Annotated in this window: 22 protein-coding genes; 8 read left to right on the top strand and 14 right to left on the bottom strand. The window is 60.4% G+C overall.

Annotated elements, in window-relative coordinates; translation table 11 throughout:
• Nucleotides 1–97: 97 nt before the first annotated feature.
• Entirely contained in the window at nucleotides 98–991 is an 894-nt protein-coding gene (locus IB250_RS22775) for a DMT family transporter (protein ID WP_192345669.1), read from the top strand.
• Here IB250_RS22775 and IB250_RS22770 read toward each other — a convergent pair.
• The 4 genes from IB250_RS22770 to recQ all read right to left on the bottom strand — a co-directional run bounded on the left by IB250_RS22770 (nucleotide 985) and on the right by recQ (nucleotide 6,039).
• The gene (locus IB250_RS22770; protein ID WP_192345668.1) at nucleotides 985–1,272 is read right to left on the bottom strand and encodes a SelT/SelW/SelH family protein; all 288 of its coding nucleotides are present in this window, start codon (nucleotides 1,270–1,272) and stop codon (nucleotides 985–987) included. The genes IB250_RS22775 and IB250_RS22770 overlap by 7 nt on opposite strands.
• Nucleotides 1,273–1,416: 144 nt before the next feature.
• Nucleotides 1,417–3,228 (bottom strand): FimV/HubP family polar landmark protein, encoded by a 1,812-nt coding sequence (locus IB250_RS22765; protein ID WP_192345667.1) that lies wholly within the window; start codon nucleotides 3,226–3,228, stop codon nucleotides 1,417–1,419.
• A 128-nt stretch (nucleotides 3,229–3,356) separates the two neighbouring features.
• Entirely contained in the window at nucleotides 3,357–3,791 is a 435-nt protein-coding gene (locus IB250_RS22760; protein WP_008074924.1) for a MarR family transcriptional regulator, read from the bottom strand.
• A 121-nt stretch (nucleotides 3,792–3,912) separates the two neighbouring features.
• Nucleotides 3,913–6,039 carry a DNA helicase RecQ gene (gene recQ / locus IB250_RS22755; RefSeq protein WP_192345666.1) on the bottom strand — a complete coding sequence of 709 codons (2,127 nt, stop codon included), beginning with the start codon at nucleotides 6,037–6,039 and terminating at the stop codon, nucleotides 3,913–3,915.
• 422 nt (nucleotides 6,040–6,461) lie between these two features.
• On the opposite strand from recQ, the gene IB250_RS22750 reads away from it, so the two are divergent.
• The 4 genes from IB250_RS22750 (at nucleotide 6,462) to lapD (ending at nucleotide 10,336) form a co-directional block, all read left to right on the top strand.
• Nucleotides 6,462–7,049: a YecA family protein gene (locus IB250_RS22750; RefSeq protein WP_192345665.1), complete on the top strand. Its 588-nt coding sequence runs from the start codon at nucleotides 6,462–6,464 to the stop codon at nucleotides 7,047–7,049.
• 10 nt (nucleotides 7,050–7,059) lie between these two features.
• Entirely contained in the window at nucleotides 7,060–7,455 is a 396-nt protein-coding gene (locus tag IB250_RS22745) for a YbaN family protein (protein ID WP_008074929.1), read from the top strand.
• Nucleotides 7,456–7,665: 210 nt separating this feature from the next.
• Complete coding sequence (lapG, locus tag IB250_RS22740; protein WP_192345664.1) at nucleotides 7,666–8,373, top strand: cysteine protease LapG; 708 nt, start codon at nucleotides 7,666–7,668, stop codon at nucleotides 8,371–8,373.
• Between the two features lie 22 nt (nucleotides 8,374–8,395).
• On the top strand, nucleotides 8,396–10,336 hold the full coding sequence (gene lapD, locus IB250_RS22735) for a cyclic di-GMP receptor LapD (RefSeq protein WP_192345663.1): 1,941 nt from the start codon (nucleotides 8,396–8,398) through the stop codon (nucleotides 10,334–10,336).
• Nucleotides 10,337–10,362: 26 nt separating this feature from the next.
• Here the strand turns inward: lapD and IB250_RS22730 are convergent, their stop codons facing one another.
• The 10 genes from IB250_RS22730 to IB250_RS22685 form a co-directional block, all read right to left on the bottom strand.
• Nucleotides 10,363–11,418 (bottom strand): AI-2E family transporter, encoded by a 1,056-nt coding sequence (locus IB250_RS22730; RefSeq protein WP_192345662.1) that lies wholly within the window; start codon nucleotides 11,416–11,418, stop codon nucleotides 10,363–10,365.
• An 82-nt stretch (nucleotides 11,419–11,500) separates the two neighbouring features.
• Nucleotides 11,501–12,307: a DUF4892 domain-containing protein gene (locus tag IB250_RS22725; RefSeq protein ID WP_192345661.1), complete on the bottom strand. Its 807-nt coding sequence runs from the start codon at nucleotides 12,305–12,307 to the stop codon at nucleotides 11,501–11,503.
• Nucleotides 12,308–12,315: 8 nt separating this feature from the next.
• On the bottom strand, nucleotides 12,316–12,975 hold the full coding sequence (locus tag IB250_RS22720; protein WP_192345660.1) for a glutathione S-transferase family protein: 660 nt from the start codon (nucleotides 12,973–12,975) through the stop codon (nucleotides 12,316–12,318).
• 50 nt (nucleotides 12,976–13,025) lie between these two features.
• Nucleotides 13,026–13,880 (bottom strand): alpha/beta hydrolase, encoded by an 855-nt coding sequence (locus IB250_RS22715; RefSeq protein ID WP_192345659.1) that lies wholly within the window; start codon nucleotides 13,878–13,880, stop codon nucleotides 13,026–13,028.
• A complete protein-coding gene (locus tag IB250_RS22710; protein WP_192345658.1) occupies nucleotides 13,877–14,683 on the bottom strand; it encodes an alpha/beta fold hydrolase in 807 nt (268 codons plus the stop codon). Before IB250_RS22710 ends, IB250_RS22715 begins: the two co-directional genes overlap by 4 nt.
• Nucleotides 14,684–14,960: 277 nt before the next feature.
• Nucleotides 14,961–15,404, bottom strand: a complete 444-nt coding sequence (locus IB250_RS22705; protein WP_192345657.1) for a hotdog fold thioesterase — start codon at nucleotides 15,402–15,404, stop codon at nucleotides 14,961–14,963.
• Nucleotides 15,405–15,436: 32 nt separating this feature from the next.
• A complete protein-coding gene (locus tag IB250_RS22700; protein WP_192345656.1) occupies nucleotides 15,437–17,104 on the bottom strand; it encodes an AMP-binding protein in 1,668 nt (555 codons plus the stop codon).
• A 221-nt stretch (nucleotides 17,105–17,325) separates the two neighbouring features.
• On the bottom strand, nucleotides 17,326–17,778 hold the full coding sequence (gene sixA / locus IB250_RS22695; protein ID WP_192345655.1) for a phosphohistidine phosphatase SixA: 453 nt from the start codon (nucleotides 17,776–17,778) through the stop codon (nucleotides 17,326–17,328).
• Nucleotides 17,775–18,122 (bottom strand): DUF4389 domain-containing protein, encoded by a 348-nt coding sequence (locus IB250_RS22690; protein ID WP_008011673.1) that lies wholly within the window; start codon nucleotides 18,120–18,122, stop codon nucleotides 17,775–17,777. The genes sixA and IB250_RS22690 overlap by 4 nt, the downstream gene beginning before the upstream one ends.
• Nucleotides 18,123–18,152: 30 nt before the next feature.
• On the bottom strand, nucleotides 18,153–19,178 hold the full coding sequence (locus IB250_RS22685; protein ID WP_123495919.1) for an NAD(P)H-dependent glycerol-3-phosphate dehydrogenase: 1,026 nt from the start codon (nucleotides 19,176–19,178) through the stop codon (nucleotides 18,153–18,155).
• A gap of 196 nt (nucleotides 19,179–19,374) precedes the next feature.
• On the opposite strand from IB250_RS22685, the gene IB250_RS22680 reads away from it, so the two are divergent.
• From IB250_RS22680 to IB250_RS22670, 3 genes are read left to right on the top strand one after another with little or no spacing between them, the layout of a single operon-like run.
• Nucleotides 19,375–21,498: a TonB-dependent receptor plug domain-containing protein gene (locus IB250_RS22680; protein ID WP_192345654.1), complete on the top strand. Its 2,124-nt coding sequence runs from the start codon at nucleotides 19,375–19,377 to the stop codon at nucleotides 21,496–21,498.
• A 1-nt stretch (nucleotide 21,499) separates the two neighbouring features.
• Nucleotides 21,500–22,432 carry an ABC transporter substrate-binding protein gene (locus tag IB250_RS22675; RefSeq protein WP_192345653.1) on the top strand — a complete coding sequence of 311 codons (933 nt, stop codon included), beginning with the start codon at nucleotides 21,500–21,502 and terminating at the stop codon, nucleotides 22,430–22,432.
• Entirely contained in the window at nucleotides 22,429–24,330 is a 1,902-nt protein-coding gene (locus IB250_RS22670) for a response regulator (protein ID WP_192345652.1), read from the top strand. Before IB250_RS22675 ends, IB250_RS22670 begins: the two co-directional genes overlap by 4 nt.
• Nucleotides 24,331–24,380 lie beyond the last annotated feature (50 nt).

Below are 24,380 nucleotides of genomic sequence, written 5' to 3'. Positions count from 1 at the left end.
TTCGCGCTCGAACGCAGGCTTCGCCAGCTGCTACAGAAGACCGCGGTATCTGAGAGGATGTCGTCGGCTTCGCTCACTACTTTCATCAAGGATTGCAATGACTCCCCGTACCGCCCTTGGCGCTCTGCATATCGGTGCACTGATGTTCGGCCTGACCGGCGTATTCGGCAAACTCGCCGCCGCTTCGCCGGCCATCATCGTGTTCGGCCGTGCCGCGTTTGCTGTCCTCGCCCTGGCGTTTTTCGCACGGTTCGCAAGCGGTACCCGTTGGCAGAAACTCGACGCCGTGGACCTGCGTCGCCTGCTGCTCAGTGGCTTACTGCTGACCGGGCACTGGGTGAGTTTCTTTATCGCGGTGAAGGTCGCCGGGGTGGCAATCGCGACCCTGGGGTTTGCCAGTTTCCCGGCGTTTACCGTGATCCTGGAAGGGCTGATCTTCCGCGAGCGCATCCGCGCCAACGAAATCCTGCTGGTGGTGCTGGTCAGCATCGGATTGGTGCTGGTCACGCCGGATTTTGATCTGGCCAGCGGCGCCACCACTGGCCTGCTGTGGGCGGTGGCTTCCGGCTTGTTGTTCGCCCTGCTGTCCCTGACCAACCGCGCCAGTTCTGGACGCATTCCGCCAGTGCAGGCTGCTCTGTGTCAGAACGTAGTGGTAGCGATCTGCCTGCTGCCGGTGGCGGCGCCCCAATTGAGCGAAGTGAGCGCCATCGACTGGCTGTGGATCGGCCTGCTCGGGGTGTTCTGTACCGGCGTCGCCCACAGCCTGTTCGTCGCCAGCCTGGCGGTGATCAAAGCCCGTACCGCGTCAGTGGTGTTTGCTCTGGAGCCGGTTTACGGCATCACCCTGGCCTGGTTGTTGTTCGATGAAAATCCGACCCTGCGCATGTTGATTGGCGGCGCGCTGATCATCGTGGCCATCGTGGCTTCCAGCCGGTTGTCCGGCAGTTCTAGCAAGAACGCCGCGGCGGTAGAAGCCGCGTCTCACTGAGGGCGGTCGTTGTGACCCAGGTCGCGGTCCGGATCGATCTGATCACGGACCCGCTGCTTGAGCACCTTGGCCTCGGGAAAACCACCGTCGGCCTTGCGCTCCCAGAGCTGCACATCGTCACAGAAAATGTGAAAAACTCCGCCAGTGCCGGGCACCAGAGACACTTTGCCCAGGTCATCGCCGAAGGTACTGAGCAGTTCCTGGGCCAGCCAGGCAGCGCGCAACAGCCATTGGCATTGCGTGCAATAGGTGATGACGATTTCCGGTTTACGTGCGGTCATGATTGGCAAAGTTCCTGAGCCTGGGGGCGTCGCCATGATAAACCGCATAACCGAAAAGATCGCAGCCTCGTTGCACTCGACAGCTCCTACAGGGATATGTGTACATCTGTAGGGAGCTGTCGAGTGCAACGAGGCTGCGATCTTTCAGCGAATACCGGCCAACAGCGTCCGGGCCGTTTCCTTGAGCGGTTCGTCACCTTCCTTGAGTAACTCGTTAAGCAGCTCGATGGCGCTGTCCAGATCGCCGTCGTCGATGCAGGTCTGGGCCTGTTCGAGTTTACCCGCGTTGCTCGGCCCGGCCGGTTCAAGACCCATCAACTCAGCACTCAGCGGCTCAAGCTCCAGCGGCTGGCCGGGGTCGCTGAACTCGTTGAGAAAGGTCTCGTCCAGCGATTGAGCGTCTGGTTCGGCGATCCATTCAAGCTCGGGCTCGTCCAGCGTCGGCTCCTCGGGCATTTCGAAAACATCGGGCAACACGTGCAGGTTCGAGGTGAACCCGGGCTCGTCTGCCTGCGCTGGTTCATTCGACGGTTTGGCGCTGGATGATGAGTTTTCGAAGGGGCTGATCAGGTCCCAGTTCGAATCCATCGACAGGTCATCGAGGTTCAACTGGAATTCATCGCTCGGTGCCGCTTCAGGGATTGCAGGGGTGGGAGGAACCACTGCCACGGCGGCGATCACCGGTGCGGCGCTGATCAGTTTCGGATGGCGGGCGCGGATGTCCTGAAGCTGCTGTGCATCGAACCCGGCGTCTCGCAGGCTGCTTTCCTGCGCATCATAAGCTTGCACGTCGCCCTGTTTACCAAGGACCTCCAACAGCTGCACGGCCAGATCGGTGCGCTGGGGTTCCCTGGCCAACGCGTCTCGCAACAAACCGGCCGCCTCGGACAAACGGCCATACGCCAGATAGATACCCACCCCTTCCAGCACGTCGCCTACGGGAGTCTCTTCGGCCGATCCAGCTAGCGGTTGCGGCCGCGACGTCGGCCTGATCGGTTCTTCCGTGCGGAGGGGCACCGGTTCATGACGCAACGGCTGCACAGGTAACGGCTCGGCCTGGACCTGAGCCTGAGCTTGCTGTCGTTGGCGGCGAATGTAGACGGCGAGCGATAGCAACGCCACCAGTGCCAGCAACCCGATGATCAGCAGCCACGGAGTCGGTTCAGATTCCTCTCCTACAACGGGCGCAGGTGCCGTCACCTGGGGCACGACCGGCTCTACCGGTGCCTGTTTGACTTCCGCCAATTGGGTTTGCAGCTCGATCACCTGCTTTCTCTGCCCGGCGATCTGCTCGTCCTGAGCCTGAAGCTTGGCATTGAGTTCATCGATGGTCTTTTGCAACTGTTGGTTCTGCAGCACGCTGGCGGCCAGCTGTTCGGCAATAGCATCATTCCCAGGCACGGCAGCTGGTTTATCGATATCAGGCTTGGGCGTCGCCGCCTTCGCAGCAGGTGGCGGTGCAACAGCCGGTTCGACGGACGGGAATGCGGAAGACTGAGGGCGCGGCGCGGGGTCGTCGTTGACGGGAACAATTCCTGGTGACCCCGGAGGATCGATCAGCACTGTGTACTCACGCAGCAAACGCCCGTTGGGCTGATTGAGCTGCACCAGAAAATTCAGGAAGGGTTCATTGACCGGCTTGCTGGAGGTTACCCGGATCAGGCTGCGGTTGCCCCGCAGGATCGGTGTGAACTTCAGGTCGTTGAGGAAGAACACCCGCTCAACACCGGCGCGGCTGAACTCGTCCGCCGTCGCCAGGCTGACCGATAGCTCGCCCTCCGCCAGGCCGCCAGCGTCCACCAAAGCAATGTCGGCATTGAACGGCTGATTCAACGCCGAATGCTGGGTGATCTCACCCAACCCGAGCGCAGGGGCCAATGCCGAGTAAGTGACAGCACCACCGACCAGCAGCAGCCTGGTGCAACACCGCAATACAACGTGCCAACTCTCGAGCATGAGCATCCCTTAGATAACCTGAACCAACCTGTACGTATTCGCACATCCGGTACGAACACGATATTACCTAGTAGTTCTTTATAGTCTGCCCAACGGGGTATCTCAAAAGTCCGGCGCGTGGTTATGCCTCAAGATTTTTCCAGGTTACCCAGGATGTGCCCGTGGACGCGCATGCAGACTTTCAAATCCGCCTCATCAACGCCTTCGAACAGTTCGTGGCGCAATTGAGTGGCAATGGTTTCAATTTGTTCGATCAAGGGCCGGGCCGGGGCACAAAGGACGATTTTTTTTGCCCGACGGTCTTCCAGCACGGATTGGCGTTGCACCAGGCCCTGACTTTCCAGGCTGTCGAGCAGTCGGGCCAGAGTGGGCCCTTCGACGCCGACGCTTTGCGCCAGTTCGCGTTGGGTGGGGGCAGTCTCGAAACGTGCCAAATGCAGCAGCACCAGCCAGCGCGCCTGGGACAGACCCAGGCCAGCCAATCGGCGGTCCAGTTCGGCACGCCAGCCCCGAGACATCTGGGCCAGTTGCATGCCAAAGCGGTGTTGATCGGTTAACGGCATAAAACACTCATGGTTAGACTGAAAATAGAGAAAAGCTAATTATTAGTCAGCTAAGCATGACCTTTGGCTATAGGCAAGGCTTGCTCCTGTACTGAATCGTTACATCTATGCCGCAGGTCATTCAGACTTCGAATTCCGACTGCAGGGCGGCACGAACGCAATACAAAACGCCTTCCGGAACTCTTCCCGCGAACAGCGCGGCAATCTCTGATACCGATGGCAACTCGCCCTCGCCGTCGAGGAAAGCGTCCTGAACTTCGCCCATCAACTCTTCAGGCAGGTCCAGCGCCTGTTCCAGTGACAGCTGCTGCTTGCCGATGGCCTCGGCAAGCATTGTGTAAACGTTCTTTTCCGAGCATTGCAGCTGACCGGCGATCTGCAGCGGAGTCATGCCGGCCCGGGCCAGCGTGATCAACTCGTGACGCACATCGGCCACCACTTTCGGCGCCTCGACCTGGCCGCCGAGCACTTCGAGGAAGGCCTCGCCGTAACGTTCCAGTTTGCGCGCACCGACACCGCTGACCGTGGCCATTTGCGCCAGCGAAGTTGGCTGGCTGCGGAGCATTTCCAGCAGCGTCGAGTCGGGGAAGATGACGTACGGCGGCACGCCATGCTCTTCGGCCAGTTTGCGACGCAGGGCACGCAAGGCTTCCCACTGTTCGCGTTCTTCACCGCGAACCAGTTGGCTGGCCTGGCTCTTGCTGCTTTTGGCGGTGGTTTGCGGCTTGAGGTCGCGGCGCAGTTCCAGGGTCACTTCGCCCTTGAGCAATGGCCGGCAGGTATCGCTCAGGCGCAGGCCGCCGTAGCCTTCGAGGTCGATGTCCGCCAGACCACGGGCAACAAGTTGTCGGAACAAGGAGCGCCATTCGCTCTCCCCCATCGCTTTGCCTACGCCGTATACCGACAAATGCTGATGACCGAAGCTGCGGACCTTTTCGTTGTCCTTGCCCAGTAGCACGTCGACCAGATGACCGACGCCATAACGCTGACCGGTGCGGTAGATCGCCGACAGCGCCTGACGGGCCGGCTCGGTGGCGTCCCAGGTCTGCACGCCGTCGACGCAGTTGTCGCAGTGGCCGCAGGGCTCGGGCATGTCTTCGTCGAAGTACGCGAGCAGGGTCTGGCGGCGGCAGCGGGTTTCTTCGCAGAGCGAGAGCATGGCGTCGAGCTTATGCTGCTCCAGACGCTTGTGGCGCTCGTCGCCTTCGGAGTTTTGCAGCATCTGCTTGAGCATCACCACGTCTTGCAGGCCGTACGCCATCCAGGCATCCGCCGGCAGGCCGTCACGACCGCCGCGACCGGTTTCCTGGTAATAGGCCTCAAGGGACTTCGGCAAATCCAGGTGCGCGACAAAACGCACGTTGGGCTTGTCGATGCCCATGCCGAACGCCACGGTGGCGACCATGATCAGCCCTTCCTCGTTGAGGAAGCGCTTCTGGTGATGGGCCCGCATGTCGTTGGCCAGGCCGGCATGGTATGGCAACGCCGGAAAACCTTGCTCGCTGAGGAACACCGCTACTTCATCAACCTTCTTGCGCGACAGGCAGTAAACAATGCCGGCGTCGCTGCGCCGCTCGGCGAGGAACGCCAGCAACTGCTTGCGCGGCTGTTCCTTGGGCACGATGCGATAAAAAATATTGGGGCGGTCGAAACTCGAGAGGAAACGCTCGGCATCCTGCAAATGCAGGCGATCGACGATTTCTTCCCGGGTGCGCTTGTCGGCGGTCGCGGTCAGGGCAATGCGCGGAACGTTGGGGAACAATTCCGCCAATTGGCCAAGTTGCAGGTATTCCCGACGGAAATCGTGACCCCATTGGGACACGCAGTGCGCTTCATCGATGGCGAACAGGGCGATTTCAAGGCTTTGCAGGAAGGCCAGCATGCGTGGCTGAACCAGGCGCTCGGGCGCCAGGTAGAGCATTTTCACCTCACCGCGCTTGATCCGCGCCGCCAGATCACGCTGTTGCTCAGCGCTCAGCGTGGAGTTCAATGCCGCCGCGGCGACACCCAGCTCTTCGAGGGTCGCGACCTGATCGTCCATCAGCGCAATCAGCGGCGATACCACCACCGCCAGGCCTTCGCGCAGCAGCGCCGGCACCTGGAAGCACAAGGACTTGCCGCCCCCGGTAGGCATCAGCACCAGGGCATCGCCGCCACTGGCCACGCGCTCAATGATTGCACCCTGACGGCCACGGAAACTGTCGTAGCCGAAGATGTCCTTGAGGACGCGTTGAGCCTGTTCGAGCATAAAAACTCCAAAAATCACCGAAACATCCCTGCAAGGCTGGTTCAGAATCATGAAAGCTGCACCGACAAATCGTAAGTGCGCATTGCATGACGCTGCATATCTCAGCCGTGACGCCAGCAGGGCATCACAAAACGCGCGAGTATACCCGAGCCCTCCCCTGCAAAGGGCGCCGCTGATAAGACACATGAAAGCCAATGCAATACAGACCTTGTGGGAGCGGGCTTGCTCGCGAAAGCAGTGTGTCAGTCGACATTAATGCCGCCTGACACACCGCTTTCGCGAGCAAGCCCGCTCCCACAGGGTTTTCTATTGCCCCCAACCACAGATTCCATCACAAGGGTTCAAATACACCGCGCGGCTGGCCCAAGCGCTCAAGAAGGCCTAGAATTCCCGCATCGTATATTCCCCAAGGTAGCCCTTTAATGTCCTTCGCTGAGCAACTAACCCGCCTGCAAGTCTTCCTCGACGCCGACGAGCTGCATGACGAGGCGCTGGACTACGTGGCCGCCCACGGCTACCTCACCGCGCTGTCGATCTGTTCCGAGAGCGTTCCCGACCGTGAATGGATCGACGCGCTCTTCGCCGAAGAGCCGCATTACGCCGACGACACCGAGCGTGAAGTGATCGAATCCACCCTGCTGCTGCTCAAGGCGCACATCGCCCGCCAACTGGCGTCCGATGAAGAGTTCGAGCTGCCATGCGAGCTCGATCTGGGCGACGACCCGGACGATTCCGACCTGCGCGGCTGGTGCATCGGCTTCATGGAAGGCGTGTTCCTGCGCGAAGCGGCCTGGTTCGAAACCGCCGAAGACGAAGTCAGCGAAATGCTGCTGCCGATCATGGTCGGTTCGGGTCTGTTCGACGAACAGCCTGAGTTCTCCGACATCGCCGCCGACGCCAACCTGATGGACGACATGATCGTGCAGATCCCGGAAGCCCTGACCGCGCTGTACCTGCTGTGCAACGCGCCAGACGAAAAACCGGCGATTCTCAAGCCACGTCACCACTAAGGTTTTGCCTATGGACAACCCCATAGGCAACCGCCCCCTGATGTTGCGCTACGTGCTGCTGGCCATCGGCTGGCTGAGCGTAGCGCTGGGGGTGATCGGGATTTTCCTGCCGGTGCTGCCCACCACACCGTTCCTGTTGCTGGCGGCCGCCTGTTTCGCCCGCAGCTCGCCGCGTTTCTATCAGTGGCTGGTGGAACATCCACGGCTTGGGCCGTGGGTCCGCGACTACCTGAGCGGCAATGGCATTCCCCTCAAGGGCAAGGTCTACGCCATCGGTTTGATGTGGGCGAGCATCCTGCTTTCCTGCTACCTGGTGCCCCTGCCTTGGGCGCGCGGGTTCATGCTGACCAGTGCAGTGCTGGTGACGGTTTATATCCTCAAGCAGAAAACCCTGCATAAACCCTGATCCCATCTTGATCATTCCCACGGTCCCCGTGGGAATGCCGCCCGGGACGCTCCGCGTCCCCTTCGCCGGTGTGACGCAGAGCGTCACAGGATGCATTCCCACGCAGAGCGTGGGAACAATCATCCGCCGACGTCCATTCGTCCGACGACCTGCCCTTCCTCGCTGAAAACACCGCCTAGACTTCAGACATCTGCACCCGAGCAGCCAGATATGTCCCGCAGTCCGCGTAGCCCAGGATGGTCAACGCTCCGACTTCGGTTCGGCGGATGGCTGCTGCTGATGAGTTTTCTGCTGGTCGGGTTGGGCAGTGCCTGGGCCGACCGTGATTTTGCGCAGATTCTGCAAACGGCTGAAAAACGCTACGGCCCCCTTGGCCCGGCTCGGGGGCGGATCGAGGCCTGGAGTCAATTGCTGCAAAGCGAACTGAACCAGCCTGAGCGCGAACAACTGAACGCGGTTAATCGCTTCTTCAATCAACAACTGAATTTTCAGGATGACATGCGCATTTGGCGTCAGACTGATTACTGGGCCACGCCGGTGGAATCCTTGATCAAAGCCGCTGGTGACTGTGAAGACTACGCCCTGGCGAAATATTTCAGCCTGCGTCACCTCGGAATTCCCAGCGAGAAACTGCGCATCACCTACGTCAAGGCCCTGAACCAGAATCAGGCGCACATGGTGTTGACCTTCTATAGCAGCCCCACAGCCGATCCGCTGGTGCTGGATAACCTGATCGGCGAGATCCGCCCCGCGTCCCAACGCAAAGACCTGCTGCCGGTATATGCCTTCAACGCCGAAGGCCTGTACTTGCCGGGAGCCCATGGCGGCAAACGCAGCAGCGACTCGAAAAAACTGTCGCGCTGGCAAGACGTGCTGCAAAAGATGCAAATCGAAGGGTTCGCCGTGGGCGAAGGCTAGCCGCTACAGCAAGGAGCGTTTTATGTCACTGCGCAAACAGTTGTTCCTGGCCATTTGCCTGTTCTTGCTGGTGGCTTTCAGCGGCAGTTTTTTTGTCAGCCTGGAGAGCTCCCGTGAGCAGGTGCTTAGCCAGTTACGCTCCCATGCCCAGGACGCCGCCACGGCGCTGGGCCTGTCATTGACGGCACAGATCGACGACCCGGCGATGATCGAATTGATGGTCAGCTCGATTTTCGACAGTGGTTATTTCAGCAGCATCCGGGTCATCGACATCGAAAATGAACAGGTGCTGGTGGAACGCAGCGCCCCCGCACAAATAGAAGGCGTTCCGCAGTGGTTTGTGAGCGTGGTCAATCTGCGCCCGCAAGGTGGTGACGCACTGATCACCCGTGGCTGGCAGCAGGCGGCGCGAGTCGAAGTGTTGAGCAATCCGCAATTCGCCTTGGCCAAACTCTGGGACAGCACCCTCGGCAGCCTGATCTGGCTACTGATTTGCGGACTGCTCAGCGCCGTGTTCGGTGGCTGGTTGTTGCGCCGGCAACTGCGCCCACTCGACAACATGGTCAAACAGGCAGAAGCCATCAGCAAACGCGAATTCCGCAGTTTGCCGAAGCTGCCGCGCACGCCGGAACTCAAACGCGTAATGCTGGCCATGAATCAGATGGTCGAAAAGCTCAAGGCGCTGTTCGCCGAGGAGGCCGCGCGCAGTGAAAATCTGCGAGCCGAATCTTATCAGGACGCCCTGACAGGCCTGGCGAACCGGCGCTTGCTGGATGAACAGTTGGCCGACCAATTACTGGTTTCCGAGCAAAGCCGCGACGGTCATTTGCTGATGCTGCGGATCAATGACCTGATCGGCCTCAACCAACGCTTGGGCGGCCAGCGCACCGATGCCCTGATCAGTGCCGTCGGCGAATTGCTCAAGCGCCTGACGCAACCGCCGGAGCGTCGAACCTGGCTCGCGGCACGCAATCGCGGCGGCGAATTCAGCTTGTTGACCCCTGGCCTGGACAGCAAGGATGCTGCACGCGTTGCCAGCGAAATCAGCGCTACCCTGGAAAACCTGCGTCTTACCGGCGCCAGCGACTGTATGCCGGTGGCGCACCTGGGGGTGGTCGCCTTTCACCCCGGCGAACCAACGAGTGAGGTGCTGCTACGCCTCGATCAGGCGCTGACCCAGGCCCGGCAACATCCCGAGCGCCCCTGGGTATACCAGGCCTACGCCGATACCGCGCCGAACCATTCCCAACACGATTGGCGCAGCTGGATCGACGAGGCACTGACCGAGGGCAAGATGCAGTTGTATTTCCAACCGGTGGTGCAGTGCGCCGACACCAGCCAGGTGCTGCACCACAAAGTCCTCGCTCGCCTGCTCGATCCGCAGGGCGAGGCGATTGCCGCCGGGCATTTCCTGCCGTGGATCGAACGCCTTGGCTGGTCGGCGCGATTCGATCTGGCGATGCTCGAAACAACCCTCGAATACCTGGCCGCCAACCGTTGGCCCCTTGCGCTGAGTCTGTCCGGCAGTACCCTGCGCGATCAGGCGCAGCTGCAACATATCCTCGACCTGCTCGAATCACTGCCAGAACTCGCGCCGCTGCTGATCCTGGAAATCGACGAACGCCAACTGCCGCCGCCCGAAGAATTGCAACGCCTGAGCCACAGCCTGCTCAACACCGGTTACCGCATCGGGTTGCAGCATTTCGGCGGCAGCTTCAGCCAGATCGGCAACCTGACGCAACTGGGGCTTGCTTACCTGAAAATCGACGGAGCCTACATACGGGGTATCGATGAACAGACTGACAAGCGCCTGTTCATCGAGGCGATTTTCCGGGCGACCAACAGCATTGATTTGCCGTTGATTGCCGAGATGGTGGAAACGCAGGGCGAATTGGAGGTCATTCGGGAGCTGGGTTTGTTTGGGGTGATGGGAAGATTGATTGGACCGCCGGAGCCGATGTGAGGCAGCCGCGAGCAGGCTCGCACAGGTCAGGGCCGGCGATCCTCAACCCGAACCTGACTCTTGCTCCAATCGGTCAGCAGACTGTAAGCCACGGCCAGCAATGTCGGGCCGATGAACAAGCCGATAAATCCAAACGCGATCAACCCGCCAAACACCCCGAGCAGCACAATCACCAATGGCAAATTCCCGCCCCGGCTGATCAGGTACGGCTTAAGTACGTTGTCGACCCCGCTGATAATGAACGTCCCCCAACAGCCAAGGAACACCGCCATCCCGTACTCCCCTTTCCAGGCCAACCACGCCGTGGCTGGAATCCACACCAACGGCGGCCCCATCGGAATCAGGCTGAGCAGGAAGGTCACGATCCCCAGCACCAACGCCCCGGGAACACCGGCAATCAGGAAGCCGATCAACGCCAGAACAGCCTGAGCCGCCGCGGTGCCGATCACCCCATTGACCACCCGCTGCACGGTACCCGCCACCAGTTCGATGTAATAGCTGGCACGGTCACCGATCAGCCGCTCCAGCAGCCCATGAACAAACACCGCCAACCGTGGCCCGTCGCGGTAGAAAAAGAACACGAACACAATACTCAGCGTCAGCTCGAGAATCCCGCCGCCAATCTGCGCACTGCGCGCCAGCAACCAGTTACCGACCTGCCCCAGATAAGGCTTGATCGCCAGCATCATCGCCGCGCCTTGCTGATCGATGCTGTTCCAGATACCCACCAACCGCTCGCCGACCAAGGGAATACCGCCCAGCCAGGTCGGCGCCTCAGGCAGGCCATCGACCTGTATATCCTTGATGAGCGCCGTGGCATCGCGCACATGATCCGCCAGATTGAATCCCAGCCACACCAGCGGCACCGCCACCAGCACCATCCAGCCGAGTGTCAGTAGCAGCGCCGCCAGGGATTCACGGCCATTGAGCCAACGGGTCAACAAACGCATCAGCGGCCAACTGGCAAACGCCAGCACCGCGCCCCAGAACAGCGCCGACCAGAACGGCGCCATCACCCAAAAGCTCGCGCCAAACAGCACCAGGAGCAGAATTTGCACCAACAGCCGATCGTTATTGGGCATGTATGATCCTGAAAAAAGTCAGACGAAAAAGTCATTCAGCAAAGAGTAGGCGAACGCGCAGAACGCGCTCGCCCAATGAAGCTTATCGCAACAGCTCGAAGTGCAGACCAGAGCCTTCGACGTTGCCGGTTTCCATCCGTGCCGCCCGTACGCCCTGGCCGATCAGCGCCTGACGCCAGGTTTCGGCATTGGGCCCCGAAACATTAACGCGCAGTGTGGTGTCCAGGTTCAGGCCTCGGGAAATCAGACGCAGCCAGGTTTCGTCCGGGTCGCCGCCGAGTTTGGGGAAATCGAGTTTTCCAGTGCTTTTTAGCTGTCGCAGCAAGGTCGCGGAAGTGGGCACCAAATCGCCCAATGGTGCAGCAGCGTCGAACTGCTCGACGTGCAGATAGGCTTTGCGATTGCCGCGAGTGATGCTGTAAAGCGCCACCAATGTGTTGTCTTGAGGGGCTGCCAGACGCAGCAGTAGATAAGCCTGCTGATTATCGGCGCCATACAGCTTGGCGTTGCCGAAGACTTCATTGGCCCACAGACTGCTTTCGCCACAATCCCGGGCCTGGCACCAGAACAGCAACTCGGCGCCCTGTTTCTGCAAGGCTTCGCGAGCGGTGGTGAAGGCATCGGTCGAGGAATGCTCCGGTGGCAACTCGTAAGTCACCGAGGTGGTTTGACCCCGGGCGGTGACTTGGCCGTCAAAGCGCAGCTGGCCACTGATCTTGCGGATCGAACCCAGCGGGTAGATCCGCTCAAGCTCGACAGCCGGGCGATAGTCGACGATCTGCGCATCGGCCATACGCGGCACGATCGGCAAGTCCTGACTGCCAGGGATATCAGCGGCAAATAGCAGAGGACTGAAACAACACAGCGCCAGAAGACTGAGAGAACGCATGGATAGACTCATCGAATCAGCATGGCCTGGGCGCCCTTGATGACACTGTCGTCATCGATGCGCTCGGGCACCAGTAGACCGCGTTGTACCGCAGGGCGTGCGTCCATGGTCGCCATCCAGCGCTGCAAGGCTGACAAGCCATCCACCGCGACACCGGACCATTCATGGCCACGTACCCACGGAAAAGTCGCGATGTCGGCAATGCTGTATTCGCCCGCCAGGAACTCTACGGCTTGCAAACGCGTGTCCAGCACCTCATACAAGCGCCGGGTTTCATGTTGATAGCGGTCGATGGCGCCCTGGAGCTTTTCCGGAAAATAGCGGAAAAACACATTGGCCTGGCCCTGCATCGGGCCGATTCCGCCCATCTGGAACATGAGCCACTGCAGCACCACCGAGCGCCCTTTCGGGTCCTGGGGCAGCAGTTTGCCGGTCATCTCGGCGAGGTAAATCAGGATCGCACCGGATTCGAACACGGCGAAATCGCCATTGGCGCGGTCGACAATCGCCGGAATCCGCCCATTGGGATTGATCTTGAGAAAGTCCGGGGACTTCTGTTCCTTTTTGTCGAAACTCAAGGCATGCACCGTGTAGGGCAGGCCGAGTTCCTCGAGCACGATAGAGACCTTGTGGCCATTCGGGGTCGCAGCGGTGTACAGATCTATCATGGTTGTCTCCCATTTCAACCCGCCCAGCCTCGACAGTTGCCCGACGCAAGTCAAGGAATGGCGAAGAACCGATTGAAACAGTCTGCGACAAGGTCTGCACCGGATTCGTCATTCAGGTGCAAATGATGCCCGCCAGGCAACTGTTCCCGGCTAAAGGGTAGACGCTCCAGCAACTCTGGATGTTTGGCGAGCATTCCGTCAGCTGCAACCACCAGGTGTGCGGGACAACCGACGCGCTGGACGAAGGCCATCGCCTGTTCCGTGGTCAGACGTAGCGGCGATGGCAGGGTCAGGCGGTTGTCGGTGCGCCAGGTATAACCGCCGGGCACCGGCATCAAGCCGCGCTGGGCCAGCAGTTCGGCGGCTTCGCGACTGACCGCCACCAAGCCTTTCATTCGTGCTTCGATGGCGCGGTCGAGGGTGTTGTAGACCGGTTTGCGTTTTTCCCGCAGATCCAGCTGCGCTTGCAGGGCCATGCCCATGCGCTCGGCGGCGTTTTCGCCTTTGTCTGTAGGAGGAATGACGCCATCGATCAAGGCCAGATGCGTGACCCGCTCCGGCAACGACCCGGCCAGCACCAGCGAGACGATCGCCCCCAGGGAATGCCCCAGCAGCGCAAAACGTTTCCACCCCAACTGCTCGGCCACTTGCAGCACATCGTGGACGTAGTCCCACAGCGCGTAACCGGCGCCGTTCGGTCGATGCCCCGAGTGACCATGCCCGGCCATGTCCAGCGCAATGATGCGCAAGCCTTTGAGCTTGGGCGCCAGCCGGGCAAAGCTGTTGGCGTTGTCCAGCCAGCCGTGCAAGGCGATCACCGGCAAGCCGTCCTCGGGACCGAACAAGTGCGCCGCCAACTCGATATGCGGCAGGCTCAGGCGAACTTCTTCGACGACGCTGTTCATGCGCAATCCTGTTGGCGGCGACCGTCCCAGCGACTGAACAGATTCTTCAGCAGCGTGGCCGTGTCTTGTGGACGTTCGAGGGGAAACATATGGCCGCCGGGCATGGTCAAGGATTCGCCCAGGGGCATGCGCCCGACGGAACGGGCGTGATGTCGCATCACCACGCGGCTCTTGTGCCCGCGAACCACCGCCAGCGGCACTTTCACCTGCCGTGCACGGCCGGGGCTGGTGTGGGGCACGCCGCGGTAGATGCTGATTTCCGTGGCCGGGTCGAAACGCAGGCGCAGCTTGCCGCCGACAGTGTGCAAACCATGTTGAAGATAGGCCTCGAAGCATTCCGGATCGAAGCCACGAAACAGGGTTTTACCGGCGAAATACAGGCGGGCTGCGTCCAGATCGGCGAACTCTTCCCGTCGTCCCAATGTGCGGCCGGCCGGGGTGAGGTGATCGATGAAACCGAAGCGCTTGGCGGCGCGGATTACCCATTGATCGGCGCGGGTCAGCACCGGCGAATCGAGCATCACCACGCCGCGATACAGCTCGGGGCAACGCAACGCGGCGTGCAAATGCAGGACGCCGCCGAAGGAATGGCCGACGCCCCAGACCGGTTCCGGTTGCTGCTTGAGGTGATAAATCAGTTCGTCCACCAGATTGTTCCAGTTGTCGTCCGCGGGAAAACGCGGGTCATGGGCGTGCTGCTCCAGATGCGTCACCTGATACTCGGGCGCCAGCGCCGCGAACAACTTGCCGTAGGTCCCCGAAGGAAAGCCATTGGCGTGGGCGAAAAATATCTGTTGCGACATACCTGCAAATCCATGAGCGAGAACGGGGGTTGATTGTCCGTAAGACCGTGTCCTACAGCAATGACCGTAACTGACAGGAATGATGACAGGCCGGTCATGGCTATGGCGCAAGGATGACTCTGATCCTTGGTAGCAGCTGGCGAAGCCTGCGTTCGGCTGCGAAGCAGTCGCAAAACCATTCACCGCAGTGTTTCAGGAACATCAAGGTGGCAGGATTGACGACTGCTGCGCAGCCGAACGCAGGCTTCGCCAGCTGCTACACCGAGCGTGCCGAAACTCAACGCGCCGGTGGATTTTCACCCAGCGGCACCACCGCCATGGTCAGCCGCGACACGCAACTGGCCTTCCCTTCATCGCTGGTAAGGCGAATATCCCAGACATGCGTCGTGCGACCGATGTGAATCGCCTTGGCCACCGCCGTCACTCGCCCACTGCGCAGGCCGCGCAAATGGTTGGCGTTGATTTCCAGACCCACGCAGTAAAACTTGCTGGCGTCGATGCACAGGTAACTGGCCATCGAGCCGACGGTTTCGGCCAACACCACCGAGGCGCCGCCGTGCAGCAAACCAAAGGGCTGATGCGTGCGATGGTCGATAACCATACTGGCAGTCAGGGACTCGTCATCGAAGGCTTCAAAGCGAATATCCAGCACTTCGCTGATGGTATTTTTTCCGATTGCGTTCAACTGCTCGACGTTGGGAATGGTGCGCCACAGACTCATCGTTACGTTCCTTTGCTGGAGTTGTTCGTGGCTCAATCCTGCCATAGCACCGCCTCACTACGCTCGCTCCATTCTTCAAAGCGCGCACCGTAAGCCGCTTCGATCATGTTGCGCTTGATCTTCAGGGTCGGTGTCAGGAAGCCGTTTTCCACCGCCCAACTGTCCTTGACCACCACCAATCGACGCAAACGCTCATGCCTGTCGAGGACGCCGTTGACCTCCTCCAGCAGTTTTTCCAGGCTTGAATGCAAGCCCGCCCGGGCCGATCCCTTCGCGTCCTGCTGACCGACCGCCGACAACACGCACAACCCCAGCGGTGCGCTCAGCCCATCGCCAACCACACACACCTGTTCGATCCGCGCATGCACCGCCAGGCGATTTTCAATCGGTGCGGGGGCGACGTATTTGCCTTTGCTGGTTTTGAAAATTTCCTTCAGGCGCCCGGTCAGGCGCAGGTTGCCTTCGGCGTCTTCCTCGCCCTTGTCGCCGGTGCGCAGGAAACCGTCCTCGGTGATGGCTTCGGCGGTTTTCCCAGGTTCCTTGAAATAGCCGAGCATGGTCGCGCCGCTGCGCACCAGAACTTCACCAGACGGTTCGATGCGCACTTCGACCTCCGGGCATGGCTTGCCGATCCAGCCGGGTTTGTTCTGACCCGGCTGGCCGATGTGGGAATAACCGCAGCTTTCGGTCATGCCGTACACCTCAAGCACATCCAGCCCCAGTTTTCGGTACCAGAGCAGCAAGGTCTGCGGCACTGGCGCCGCGCCGGACAAGGCGATGCGCAAGGCGTCCAGCCCCAGCCCGGCAAGGACTTTGTACCCTACCCGTTTGCCAATGAAGGGCAAGCCGAGCAGGAAGTCGAGGCGTTTAGCCGGGATTTTGCTGTAGACCCCCATCTGGAATTTGGTCCAGATTCGCGGCACGCCGAACAGCGCAGTCGGCCGGGCACGTTTTAGATCAGTGAGAAAGGTATCGAGGCTCTCGGCAAAAAATACCGTTTGCCCGGTATAAATCGACGCCAACTCGACAAACATCCGTTCGGCGACATGGCACAGCGGCAGGTAGGACAGCAGGCGATCCGACTCATTCAAGCCAAACAACTGCGTGCCGCGAGTGGTGGCAAAGCCCAAGTTGCCGAAACTGTGCATCACACCTTTGGGCTGGCCCGTGGTGCCGGAGGTGTAAATGATGGTCGCCAGCTGATCGGCGACAGGTTTTGGGTCGTCCTGAATCGGCGAACTGCGCTGCAGATCGGCCCAGCTGAAATCGAAGGGGCCGGCCGGGCACAGCGGCAGGCTGATGGTTGGCAGATCGGACCTGACCCCGGCGGACATGCCCGGCCAGTCATCCAGCTTGCCAATAAATGCCAGCGCAGCTTCGGAATGATCGAGCACCTGGGCCACGGAATCGGCGGTCAGATTGGGATACAGCGGCACCGAGACATGCCCGGCCATCCAGATCGCCAGATCGGCGATGATCCAGTGGGCGCAGTTTTTCGAGATCAGCGCGATGTGGCTGCCTTGCGGCAATTCGCGAGCCCGCAGCCAGTGGGCGGCACAGCGCGCCTGATGGCCGACGTCGGCCCAGGTCAGCGTCTCGACCTGACCGCCCCCCGTCGGCTGCACCAGAAAGCGTTGGCGGGGATGTCGGGCTTCACGCTCGTAGAAGGCGTCCAATGGCAAACGGGAAGCAGCAGACATGCGACTTGCTCCTTTATTTTTTGTCTGGAGCAAGCGTAGTCAACCAAGCAAGTGCTTGGTTGACTATTTCACACAAAAACCAAGAACAAATACGGAACGCCACCGCCCCTGTAGGAGCGAGGCTTGCCCGCGAAGGGGCCTTCGAAAACGCTAAAAGCTTCGCGGGCAAGCCTCGCTCCTACAAAAGCAGAAGCAAAGGCCACAGCTAGAACAGAAGCAAATTACGGGTGCTTGATGCCGTTAAGCTTCATCGACCCGATCAGCAGTTCATTGTTCTCAAGCTCAGCCAGGCCGGCGGTGCTGACTTTTTCCGGTGGATGGCCGGCGCCGTGCTGCAGATAGCTCAGCAAGTTGCCCACCAGCGGATTGTGACTGACCAACAGGACTTCACTCACCGATACGAGCTGCTCCGCCACCTTGTCCGGATCGGTATCCGGGGTCAGCCAGTCGACGGTGCGAATCTCCGGCGCGAAATTGAGCGCCGCACGCACAATTTCTGCCGTCTCCTGCGCTCGCTGATAAGGACTGGCATAAATGGCGGTGAGTGGCTTGCCCATCAAATAGGCGGCAGCACGTAACACCTCTTCACGGCCATGGGCGGTCAATTTCCGCTCGGAGTCGGGGCGAGTACCGTGAGGTTCGGCTTCACCATGACGCAATACCCAGAGTTTCATAGCTTCGGTTCCTCATCTCGGGCCGGGTGCGGTGCCGGCGCCACAACGTGCGGGGCTTCACCTTCCGGTGTACGCGGCGTCGGCCAGTCGGCGAACGGCCAGGGCTTCTGGTCGCTGTGAAAGCTGCCGAAACGACCGATCTGCGCCAGAAACTGGCTCAGACTGTCGCCGAAATTCATCAAGCTGGCGCTCGGTGCGCCATAAATCAAACGATAGATCAGCTGCACAAACACCACCGCACCGAGGATCAATTGCGCCACTTGCCAGACCAGCACATAGACAATCATCCACAGCACCCGCAACAGGATGGATTCGTACTTGGCTTCTACCTTCGGATCATTCATGTTTCGCTCCCTGCCCTGTAGATGGGGTATTTAGTTGAAACCGCTGGTGGAGATAAAATCGACGTCGGTTTTAGGCTCGGCACGCATCAGTAGACCGATGACCTGCTCCAGCGTGCGCCCTTCGAAGAGGATGGCATGCAATCCGGCGACCAGCGGCATATACACGCCGGCTTCCTGCGCCTTGGCCTTGAGTACCTTCAGGGTGTTCACGCCTTCGGCGACTTCGCCAAGACGCGTCACCGCATCCTCAAGGCTCAACCCCTGACCGAGGGCAAACCCGACCTGATAGTTCCGGCTTTTGGGCGACGAGCACGTCACGATCAAGTCGCCCACGCCCGCCAGCCCAAGGAACGTCATCGGGTTGGCACCCTGATTCACCGCGAAGCGGGTCATTTCCGCCAATGCCCGGGTGATCAGCATGCTCTTGGTGTTTTCACCCATGCCCAACGCCACCGCCATGCCGGCGATGATCGCGTAAACGTTTTTCAACGCCCCGCCCAGCTCCACGCCATAGCGGTCGGCGCTGGCGTACACACGAAAGGTCTTGCCGTGCAGCGCTTCCTGGACCCGTTGGCAAAGCGCTTCGTCTTCGCTGGCGACCACCGTGGCGGTCAGCGCGTGTTCGGCGATTTCACGGGCCAGATTCGGGCCCGACAGCACGCCGATGCGCGCTTGCGGGGCGATTTCTTCAAGGATCTCGCTCATCAGCTTGAACGTATGGGCTTCGATGCCTTTGGTCAGGCTCACCAGCAGTTTGCCGCTCAAACGTTCGGCGTGAGGGACCAGCACCGAGCGCAGCGCGCTGGACGGCAGCGCGACGAAGCACAGGTCGCAGGCCTCCAGGGTGGCTTGCAGGTCTGTGACCGCTTCCACTGCCGGAAGAATCTTGATGCCTTTGAGGTAACGCGGGTTCTCACGATTGACCCGAATGGCCTCGGCCTGTTCGGGGTCGCGCATCCACAGCCGGACCTGATGCCCATTCTCGGCCAGCAGATTAGCCACGGCGGTACCAAAACTTCCGCCTCCCAGGACCGCAATTGGGCGCTGTTCAGTCATATGCAATCCGTTAATCCATACCAGTGGCGATGCCGGCATTATACGGAGCGGCCCGGTCGCGGCCAGCCCCAGCATCAATTACCGACACTTGTAGGAAGAAGACCAAGAAAACCGAGGAAAATGCCCATAACGTGACTGGAAAAGTCTTTGCGCTCGGTTAACATGCGCGCCAACTAACCGCTATCAAGGCCGTGCCGTGTCTTTTGGCTTTCCCCGTGCTCGTTCGCCGCTGGTATTGGCGCTGATCTTCAGCTCGCCATTGCTGGCCGACGATCTGTTCCTCGACAATGATCCGCTGCCGCAAGTGCTGACCGCGACGCGCCTGAAGCAATCGCCTGCGGCCGTGCCGGGAAGCATGACGGTGATCGACAGTGAACTGATCAATGCCAGCGGCGCGCGGGATATCAGCGAGCTTCTGCGGCTGGTGCCGGGGATGATGGTCGGCAATATCAGCGGCAATCAGGCGGCGGTGAACTATCACGGCACCAATGCCAGCGAAGCGCGGCGCATGCAGGTGTTGATCGACGGCCGCTCGGTGTACCGCGCCGGCCTGGCCACGGTGGACTGGAGTGATATTCCGGTGGCCATGGAAGACATCGAGCGCATCGAGGTTTTCCGTGGCCCGAACACCGTCAGCTACGGCGCCAACGCGCTGATGGCGGTGGTCAATATCATCACCCGTAAACCGGCCGACAGCCACGGCACGCGGCTGAAAGTCACCCGTGGCCAGCGCGGTATCAATGATTTCTACGCCAGCCAGGGCATGGGTTGGGACAGCGGCGACTTGCGTCTGTCGTTGTCCGGCCAACAAGATGACGGCTTCGACTCGGATCGCACCGGCGCCGATTACCGCGACAGCCGTCGCTTGAACCGCTTCAGCCTCGCCGTCAGCCAGACGCTCAATGACAACCAGAGCATCGACTGGCAACTGAATGCCAAGGACGGGACCAACCAGCGGCCCTATACCTACCGTCCGGTGTTCTCAGGGATTACCGCCGCGGGGAACAATTCCGACGTCATCGCCAAGGATTATGCTGGCTCGCTGCGCTGGAATCTGGACATCAATCCCGATCACAGCCTTTATATTCAAGGCTCCGCGCAACACTGGGACCGCCAGCAAACCTGGCGTGCCTGTGATGCCGAGGTCTCGTTCAGCCCGGAACTGACCCAACTTTGGCAGCTCAATCCCAATTACACCGAACGTCTGGCGCGCAACATGAACCGCTACGCCGGTTCGGGCGCGCCGGCGGGTACGGCGGCTGAACAAGCGCTGGCCAATCAGGTTCTGACGCAATGGCGAAACGGCGCCAGTAAAACGCTGTGCGGCGACATTGACCAGAGTGCCCGGGAATCGCGCTACGACCTCGAACTGCAAGACACGCTCAGCCTGTCCGACAGTCTGCGGCTGGTCAGCGGCATGAACTATCGTTACGACCGGGCCAACTCCGAGACCTACTTCAATGGCACGCTCGACGACACCACCTGGCGGGCGTTCGGCCAACTCGAGTGGCGCGCCACCGAACACTGGTTGTTGCAGGGCGGGGCGATGTACGAAGACACGCACTTGACCGGCAACTCGCTGACCCCGCGGGTGGCGGTCAATTACCTGATCAACCCGCGCCACGGCTTGCGCGCGGTGTATTCGGAAGCCATCCGTTCGCCGGACATGTTCGAGAACAACGTCAACTGGAGCTACCAGGTCACCAACCTGAAGCCCAGTGCCTACGGCCAGTCCAGCGCCCGTTATTTCGTCAAGACCCGTGGCCCGGGCGACCTCGAACAGGAACGCATGCGCTCCCGGGAATTGGGTTACAACGGCTACTTCGCAGAGTGGGGGCTGGCGGTCGATGTAAAGCTGTTCTACGACGAAATCACCGGCATGATCAGTGAACCGCTACGCAACAACCAGTACATCGCCAGTAACTCGAACAGCTCGCGCTTCTCCGGGACTGAAACCCAACTGGATTGGCGCGTCAGCAGCGCCGATCGTCTGCGCCTGACCTATGCCTACGTCGATGCCGAGGCCAGCAACCCGCTGGATGCACAACAGACTGCGCGCAACAGCGGCTCCGCCGGTTGGCTTCGCAACTGGGGCCTGGGCTGGAACAGCGCGCTCTTCTACTATGGTGCCGACGCCCTCAATGGCTATCGCTTCGAACGGGTCGACACCCGCATCGCCAAACGCATCGGTTTGGGCAAAGCCAATCTGGAGCTGGCCGGGGTCCTCCAGCAACGCCTCGACAATCAGCCCACCACCTTCGTCGACAACAACTACGACGATCGCCGAGTGCTCTACTTCAGCGCGGAGCTGGAGTTCTAAGATGCAACATCGCCCGCCACCGAAGACGCCAACCCTTGGCCGCCTGCTGGCGGGGTTGTGCCTGGTGTTTATCGGGCTGCTGTGCCATCTGCCGGCACGGGCCGCCGACATTCTGCTGACTGGCGCCGAGGACAATCCCGGCGTGCAGTCTTTCGTTCAAGCCCTCAGCGAGTTGCGCCCCACCGACAATGTGCGCTTCCAGCCTGTCGCCAGCCTGCCGGCGCCAGGCCAATTGCCCGTCGGCACCCGCCTGGTTCTACTCGACTTGCCCAGCCTCGACTGGCGCTTGCAAGACGCCCAAGGCCCGGCGACGCTGGTGTTGCGCATCAGTCGTTTGCAAGCCCATCAACGCTTGGGCAATGACCTGCCATCGCACCTGAGCCTGCTCTGGAGCGATCCGCCGCTGGAGCGACAGTTGCGCCTGACCCGACTGCTTCTGCCTGAGGCCCGCCGGGTCGGTGTGCTTTTCGACAGCCACAGCGAATTCCTTTTGAAAGAACTGCGTCAGGCTGCCCTGCCCCTGGGCCTTGAAGTGGTCACCGAGCGTTGGGATAACACCCATGACAGCCGCCCCTTACAGGCCCTGCTGAAAAACAGTGACGTGCTGTTGGGCCTGGACGACCCTGATCTGTACAACCCGAAAACCGTGAAAAACTTGCTGCTCAGCAGCTATGCCCGGCAACTGGCGTTGATCGGTCCCAACGCAGCCTTTGTCAGGGCCGGTAGCCTGGCCAGTACTTACAGCGACCAGAACGATTGGCTGAAGATTCTCGACGAACTGCTCGACCGCCCCTCGAGCACCTGGCCACGCGCACTTTATCCGCAACACTTCAAGGTCTTAAGCAACCCGCAAGTGGCTCGTTCACTGAGTATTGAACCGATGAATGAAGCCTCTGTCGCAACACAGCTGGCCGAAGGAGAACGCCGCCCATGACCTTCCGTCGCGGTTGGGACATCAATACCCGCACTCAGATCATCAGCCTCGGCCCGGCACTGTTGCTGACCTTGCTGCTGATCAGTTTTTTTACCTTCGTGCGAATCCAGGACCTGCGCCAGGAACTCAATCACACCGGTCAGCTGATCGCCAATCAACTGGCGCCGGCCACCGAATACGGGGTGATTTCAGGCAACAACGAGGTGCTCGAAAGTTTGCTCAAGGCCACCCTGGCCACGCCCAACGTACGCTTTCTGGAAGTACAGGACAGCGCCAACCGGATTCTGGTGTATGTCGAGCAACCGTCGGAAGCGCACAACCGCTCGCATCAAGTCGAAGTGTTCCAGGCGCCCGTGCGCCTGCAACGCATCGCGCTCAACAATGACTTTTTCCAGAACAGTCGTACCGTTGCCAGTGCACCGGGCGAGGATTATCTGGGCCGGGTGATCGTCGGCCTGTCCAATGACGCGTTCAACCAGCGCCAGCAGGAAATCCTCTTCAAGGCCGGGATCCTGGCCTTGTTCGCTCTGCTGTTTACATTTCTGCTGGCTCGGCGCCTGGCCAGCAGCCTGTCTCAACCGATCCACGACATCGGCAATGCGGTCAAGGCGATCCAGGAAGGCGACTACAAAACGCCCCTGCCGATTGTCGACGACACCGAACTGGGCGCCCTGTCGCAACACATCAACAACCTTGCCCAGGGTCTTGAGCAAGCCAGTCGCGAACAGCATCAGGCGATGGCGCAATTGATCCAGACCCGCGAAGAAGCGGAAAAGGCCAACAACGCCAAATCCGATTTCCTGGCGATGATGAGTCACGAGTTGCGCACGCCGATGAATGGCGTGCTGGGCATGCTGCAACTGCTGGAAACCACCGAGATGACCGAGGAGCAGATCGAGTACGCGGCGCTGGCCTCGGAATCCACCGAACACCTGCTCAAAGTGATCAATGACATTCTCGATTTCTCGCGCATCGAGCGCTCGGAACTGGAACTGGAACATATTCCGTTCAACCTCGCAGACCTGATCAGCAGCTGCGCCCAGTCGTTCCAGCACAGCGCGGTGCAACGCGGCCTGGACATGCAACTGCGCATCCCCGAGGACATGCGCGCCCTTCAGGTTCAGGGCGATCCAACGCGAATCCGGCAGATTCTGGTCAATCTGGTCGGCAACGCGCTGAAGTTCACCGAACGGGGCCGCGTCACGATCGAACCGCAGTGGCAGTCCCTGGATCATGAACTGCTGTGGTTCACCTGCACCGTACGCGACAGCGGAATCGGCATTGCGCCCGCTAGCCTGGAGTTGATGTTCAACGCGTTCCAGCAGGCCGACAGTTCTATTTCAAGACGTTACGGCGGAACCGGGCTGGGGTTGCCGATTGCTCGCACCCTGGCTGAGCGGATGGGTGGCACCTTGCGCGCGCAGAGCGAAGAAGGCATTGGCTCGGCGTTCACCCTGGAAATCCCTTTGGCGCTGTATAAGCAGCCACTACCGGTGCTGACCCCGCGAGGGCATACCGGCGATGACCACGGCGAAGGTCGCAATGTGCTGCTGGTGGAGGACAACCCGGTCAACCGCACCGTTGTCGAAGCAATGTTGCGCAGTCTGGGCTTTACTGTCAGCGTCGTCACCGACGGTGCACAAGCAGTACGCAGTGCCGAGAATCTGACTTTCGAAGCGATTCTGATGGACTGCCGATTGCCGGTCATCGACGGCTACGAGGCCACCCGACAGATTCGTCGATTGCCCGGCTGTGCTGACGTGCCGATCATCGCCCTGACGGCCAATGCCTTGCAGGGCGACCGCGAAGCCTGTTTATCAGCGGGAATGAACGATTACCTGGCCAAGCCCTTCAAACGCACTGATCTGCAGCAAATTCTGCAGCGATGGGTGCAGTAGAACAGGCCATTCGGCTATCTGCGACTGGCGTGAACGACGAAAGTGCGGCA

This window comes from Pseudomonas sp. PDM09 (assembly GCF_014852305.1).
Taxonomy (GTDB): Bacteria; Pseudomonadota; Gammaproteobacteria; order Pseudomonadales; family Pseudomonadaceae; genus Aquipseudomonas.
This window is presented reverse-complemented; position numbering and strand designations above follow the sequence as displayed.

Coding starts and splice junctions, on each gene's coding strand:
- IB250_RS22760 (WP_008074924.1), bottom strand. CDS start 3,791: ATGCCGTTAACCGATCAACACCGCTTTGGCATGCAACTGGCCCAGATG.
- IB250_RS22730 (WP_192345662.1), bottom strand. CDS start 11,418: ATGCCCAATAACGATCGGCTGTTGGTGCAAATTCTGCTCCTGGTGCTG.
- recQ (WP_192345666.1), bottom strand. CDS start 6,039: ATGCTCGAACAGGCTCAACGCGTCCTCAAGGACATCTTCGGCTACGAC.
- IB250_RS22715 (WP_192345659.1), bottom strand. CDS start 13,880: ATGAACAGCGTCGTCGAAGAAGTTCGCCTGAGCCTGCCGCATATCGAG.
- IB250_RS22750 (WP_192345665.1), top strand. CDS start 6,462: ATGTCCTTCGCTGAGCAACTAACCCGCCTGCAAGTCTTCCTCGACGCC.
- IB250_RS22675 (WP_192345653.1), top strand. CDS start 21,500: ATGCAACATCGCCCGCCACCGAAGACGCCAACCCTTGGCCGCCTGCTG.
- IB250_RS22725 (WP_192345661.1), bottom strand. CDS start 12,307: ATGCGTTCTCTCAGTCTTCTGGCGCTGTGTTGTTTCAGTCCTCTGCTA.
- lapD (WP_192345663.1), top strand. CDS start 8,396: ATGTCACTGCGCAAACAGTTGTTCCTGGCCATTTGCCTGTTCTTGCTG.
- IB250_RS22690 (WP_008011673.1), bottom strand. CDS start 18,122: ATGAATGATCCGAAGGTAGAAGCCAAGTACGAATCCATCCTGTTGCGG.
- IB250_RS22685 (WP_123495919.1), bottom strand. CDS start 19,178: ATGACTGAACAGCGCCCAATTGCGGTCCTGGGAGGCGGAAGTTTTGGT.
- IB250_RS22775 (WP_192345669.1), top strand. CDS start 98: ATGACTCCCCGTACCGCCCTTGGCGCTCTGCATATCGGTGCACTGATG.
- IB250_RS22710 (WP_192345658.1), bottom strand. CDS start 14,683: ATGTCGCAACAGATATTTTTCGCCCACGCCAATGGCTTTCCTTCGGGG.
- IB250_RS22720 (WP_192345660.1), bottom strand. CDS start 12,975: ATGATAGATCTGTACACCGCTGCGACCCCGAATGGCCACAAGGTCTCT.
- IB250_RS22765 (WP_192345667.1), bottom strand. CDS start 3,228: ATGCTCGAGAGTTGGCACGTTGTATTGCGGTGTTGCACCAGGCTGCTG.
- IB250_RS22705 (WP_192345657.1), bottom strand. CDS start 15,404: ATGAGTCTGTGGCGCACCATTCCCAACGTCGAGCAGTTGAACGCAATC.
- IB250_RS22770 (WP_192345668.1), bottom strand. CDS start 1,272: ATGACCGCACGTAAACCGGAAATCGTCATCACCTATTGCACGCAATGC.
- IB250_RS22670 (WP_192345652.1), top strand. CDS start 22,429: ATGACCTTCCGTCGCGGTTGGGACATCAATACCCGCACTCAGATCATC.
- IB250_RS22700 (WP_192345656.1), bottom strand. CDS start 17,104: ATGTCTGCTGCTTCCCGTTTGCCATTGGACGCCTTCTACGAGCGTGAA.
- lapG (WP_192345664.1), top strand. CDS start 7,666: ATGTCCCGCAGTCCGCGTAGCCCAGGATGGTCAACGCTCCGACTTCGG.
- IB250_RS22745 (WP_008074929.1), top strand. CDS start 7,060: ATGGACAACCCCATAGGCAACCGCCCCCTGATGTTGCGCTACGTGCTG.
- sixA (WP_192345655.1), bottom strand. CDS start 17,778: ATGAAACTCTGGGTATTGCGTCATGGTGAAGCCGAACCTCACGGTACT.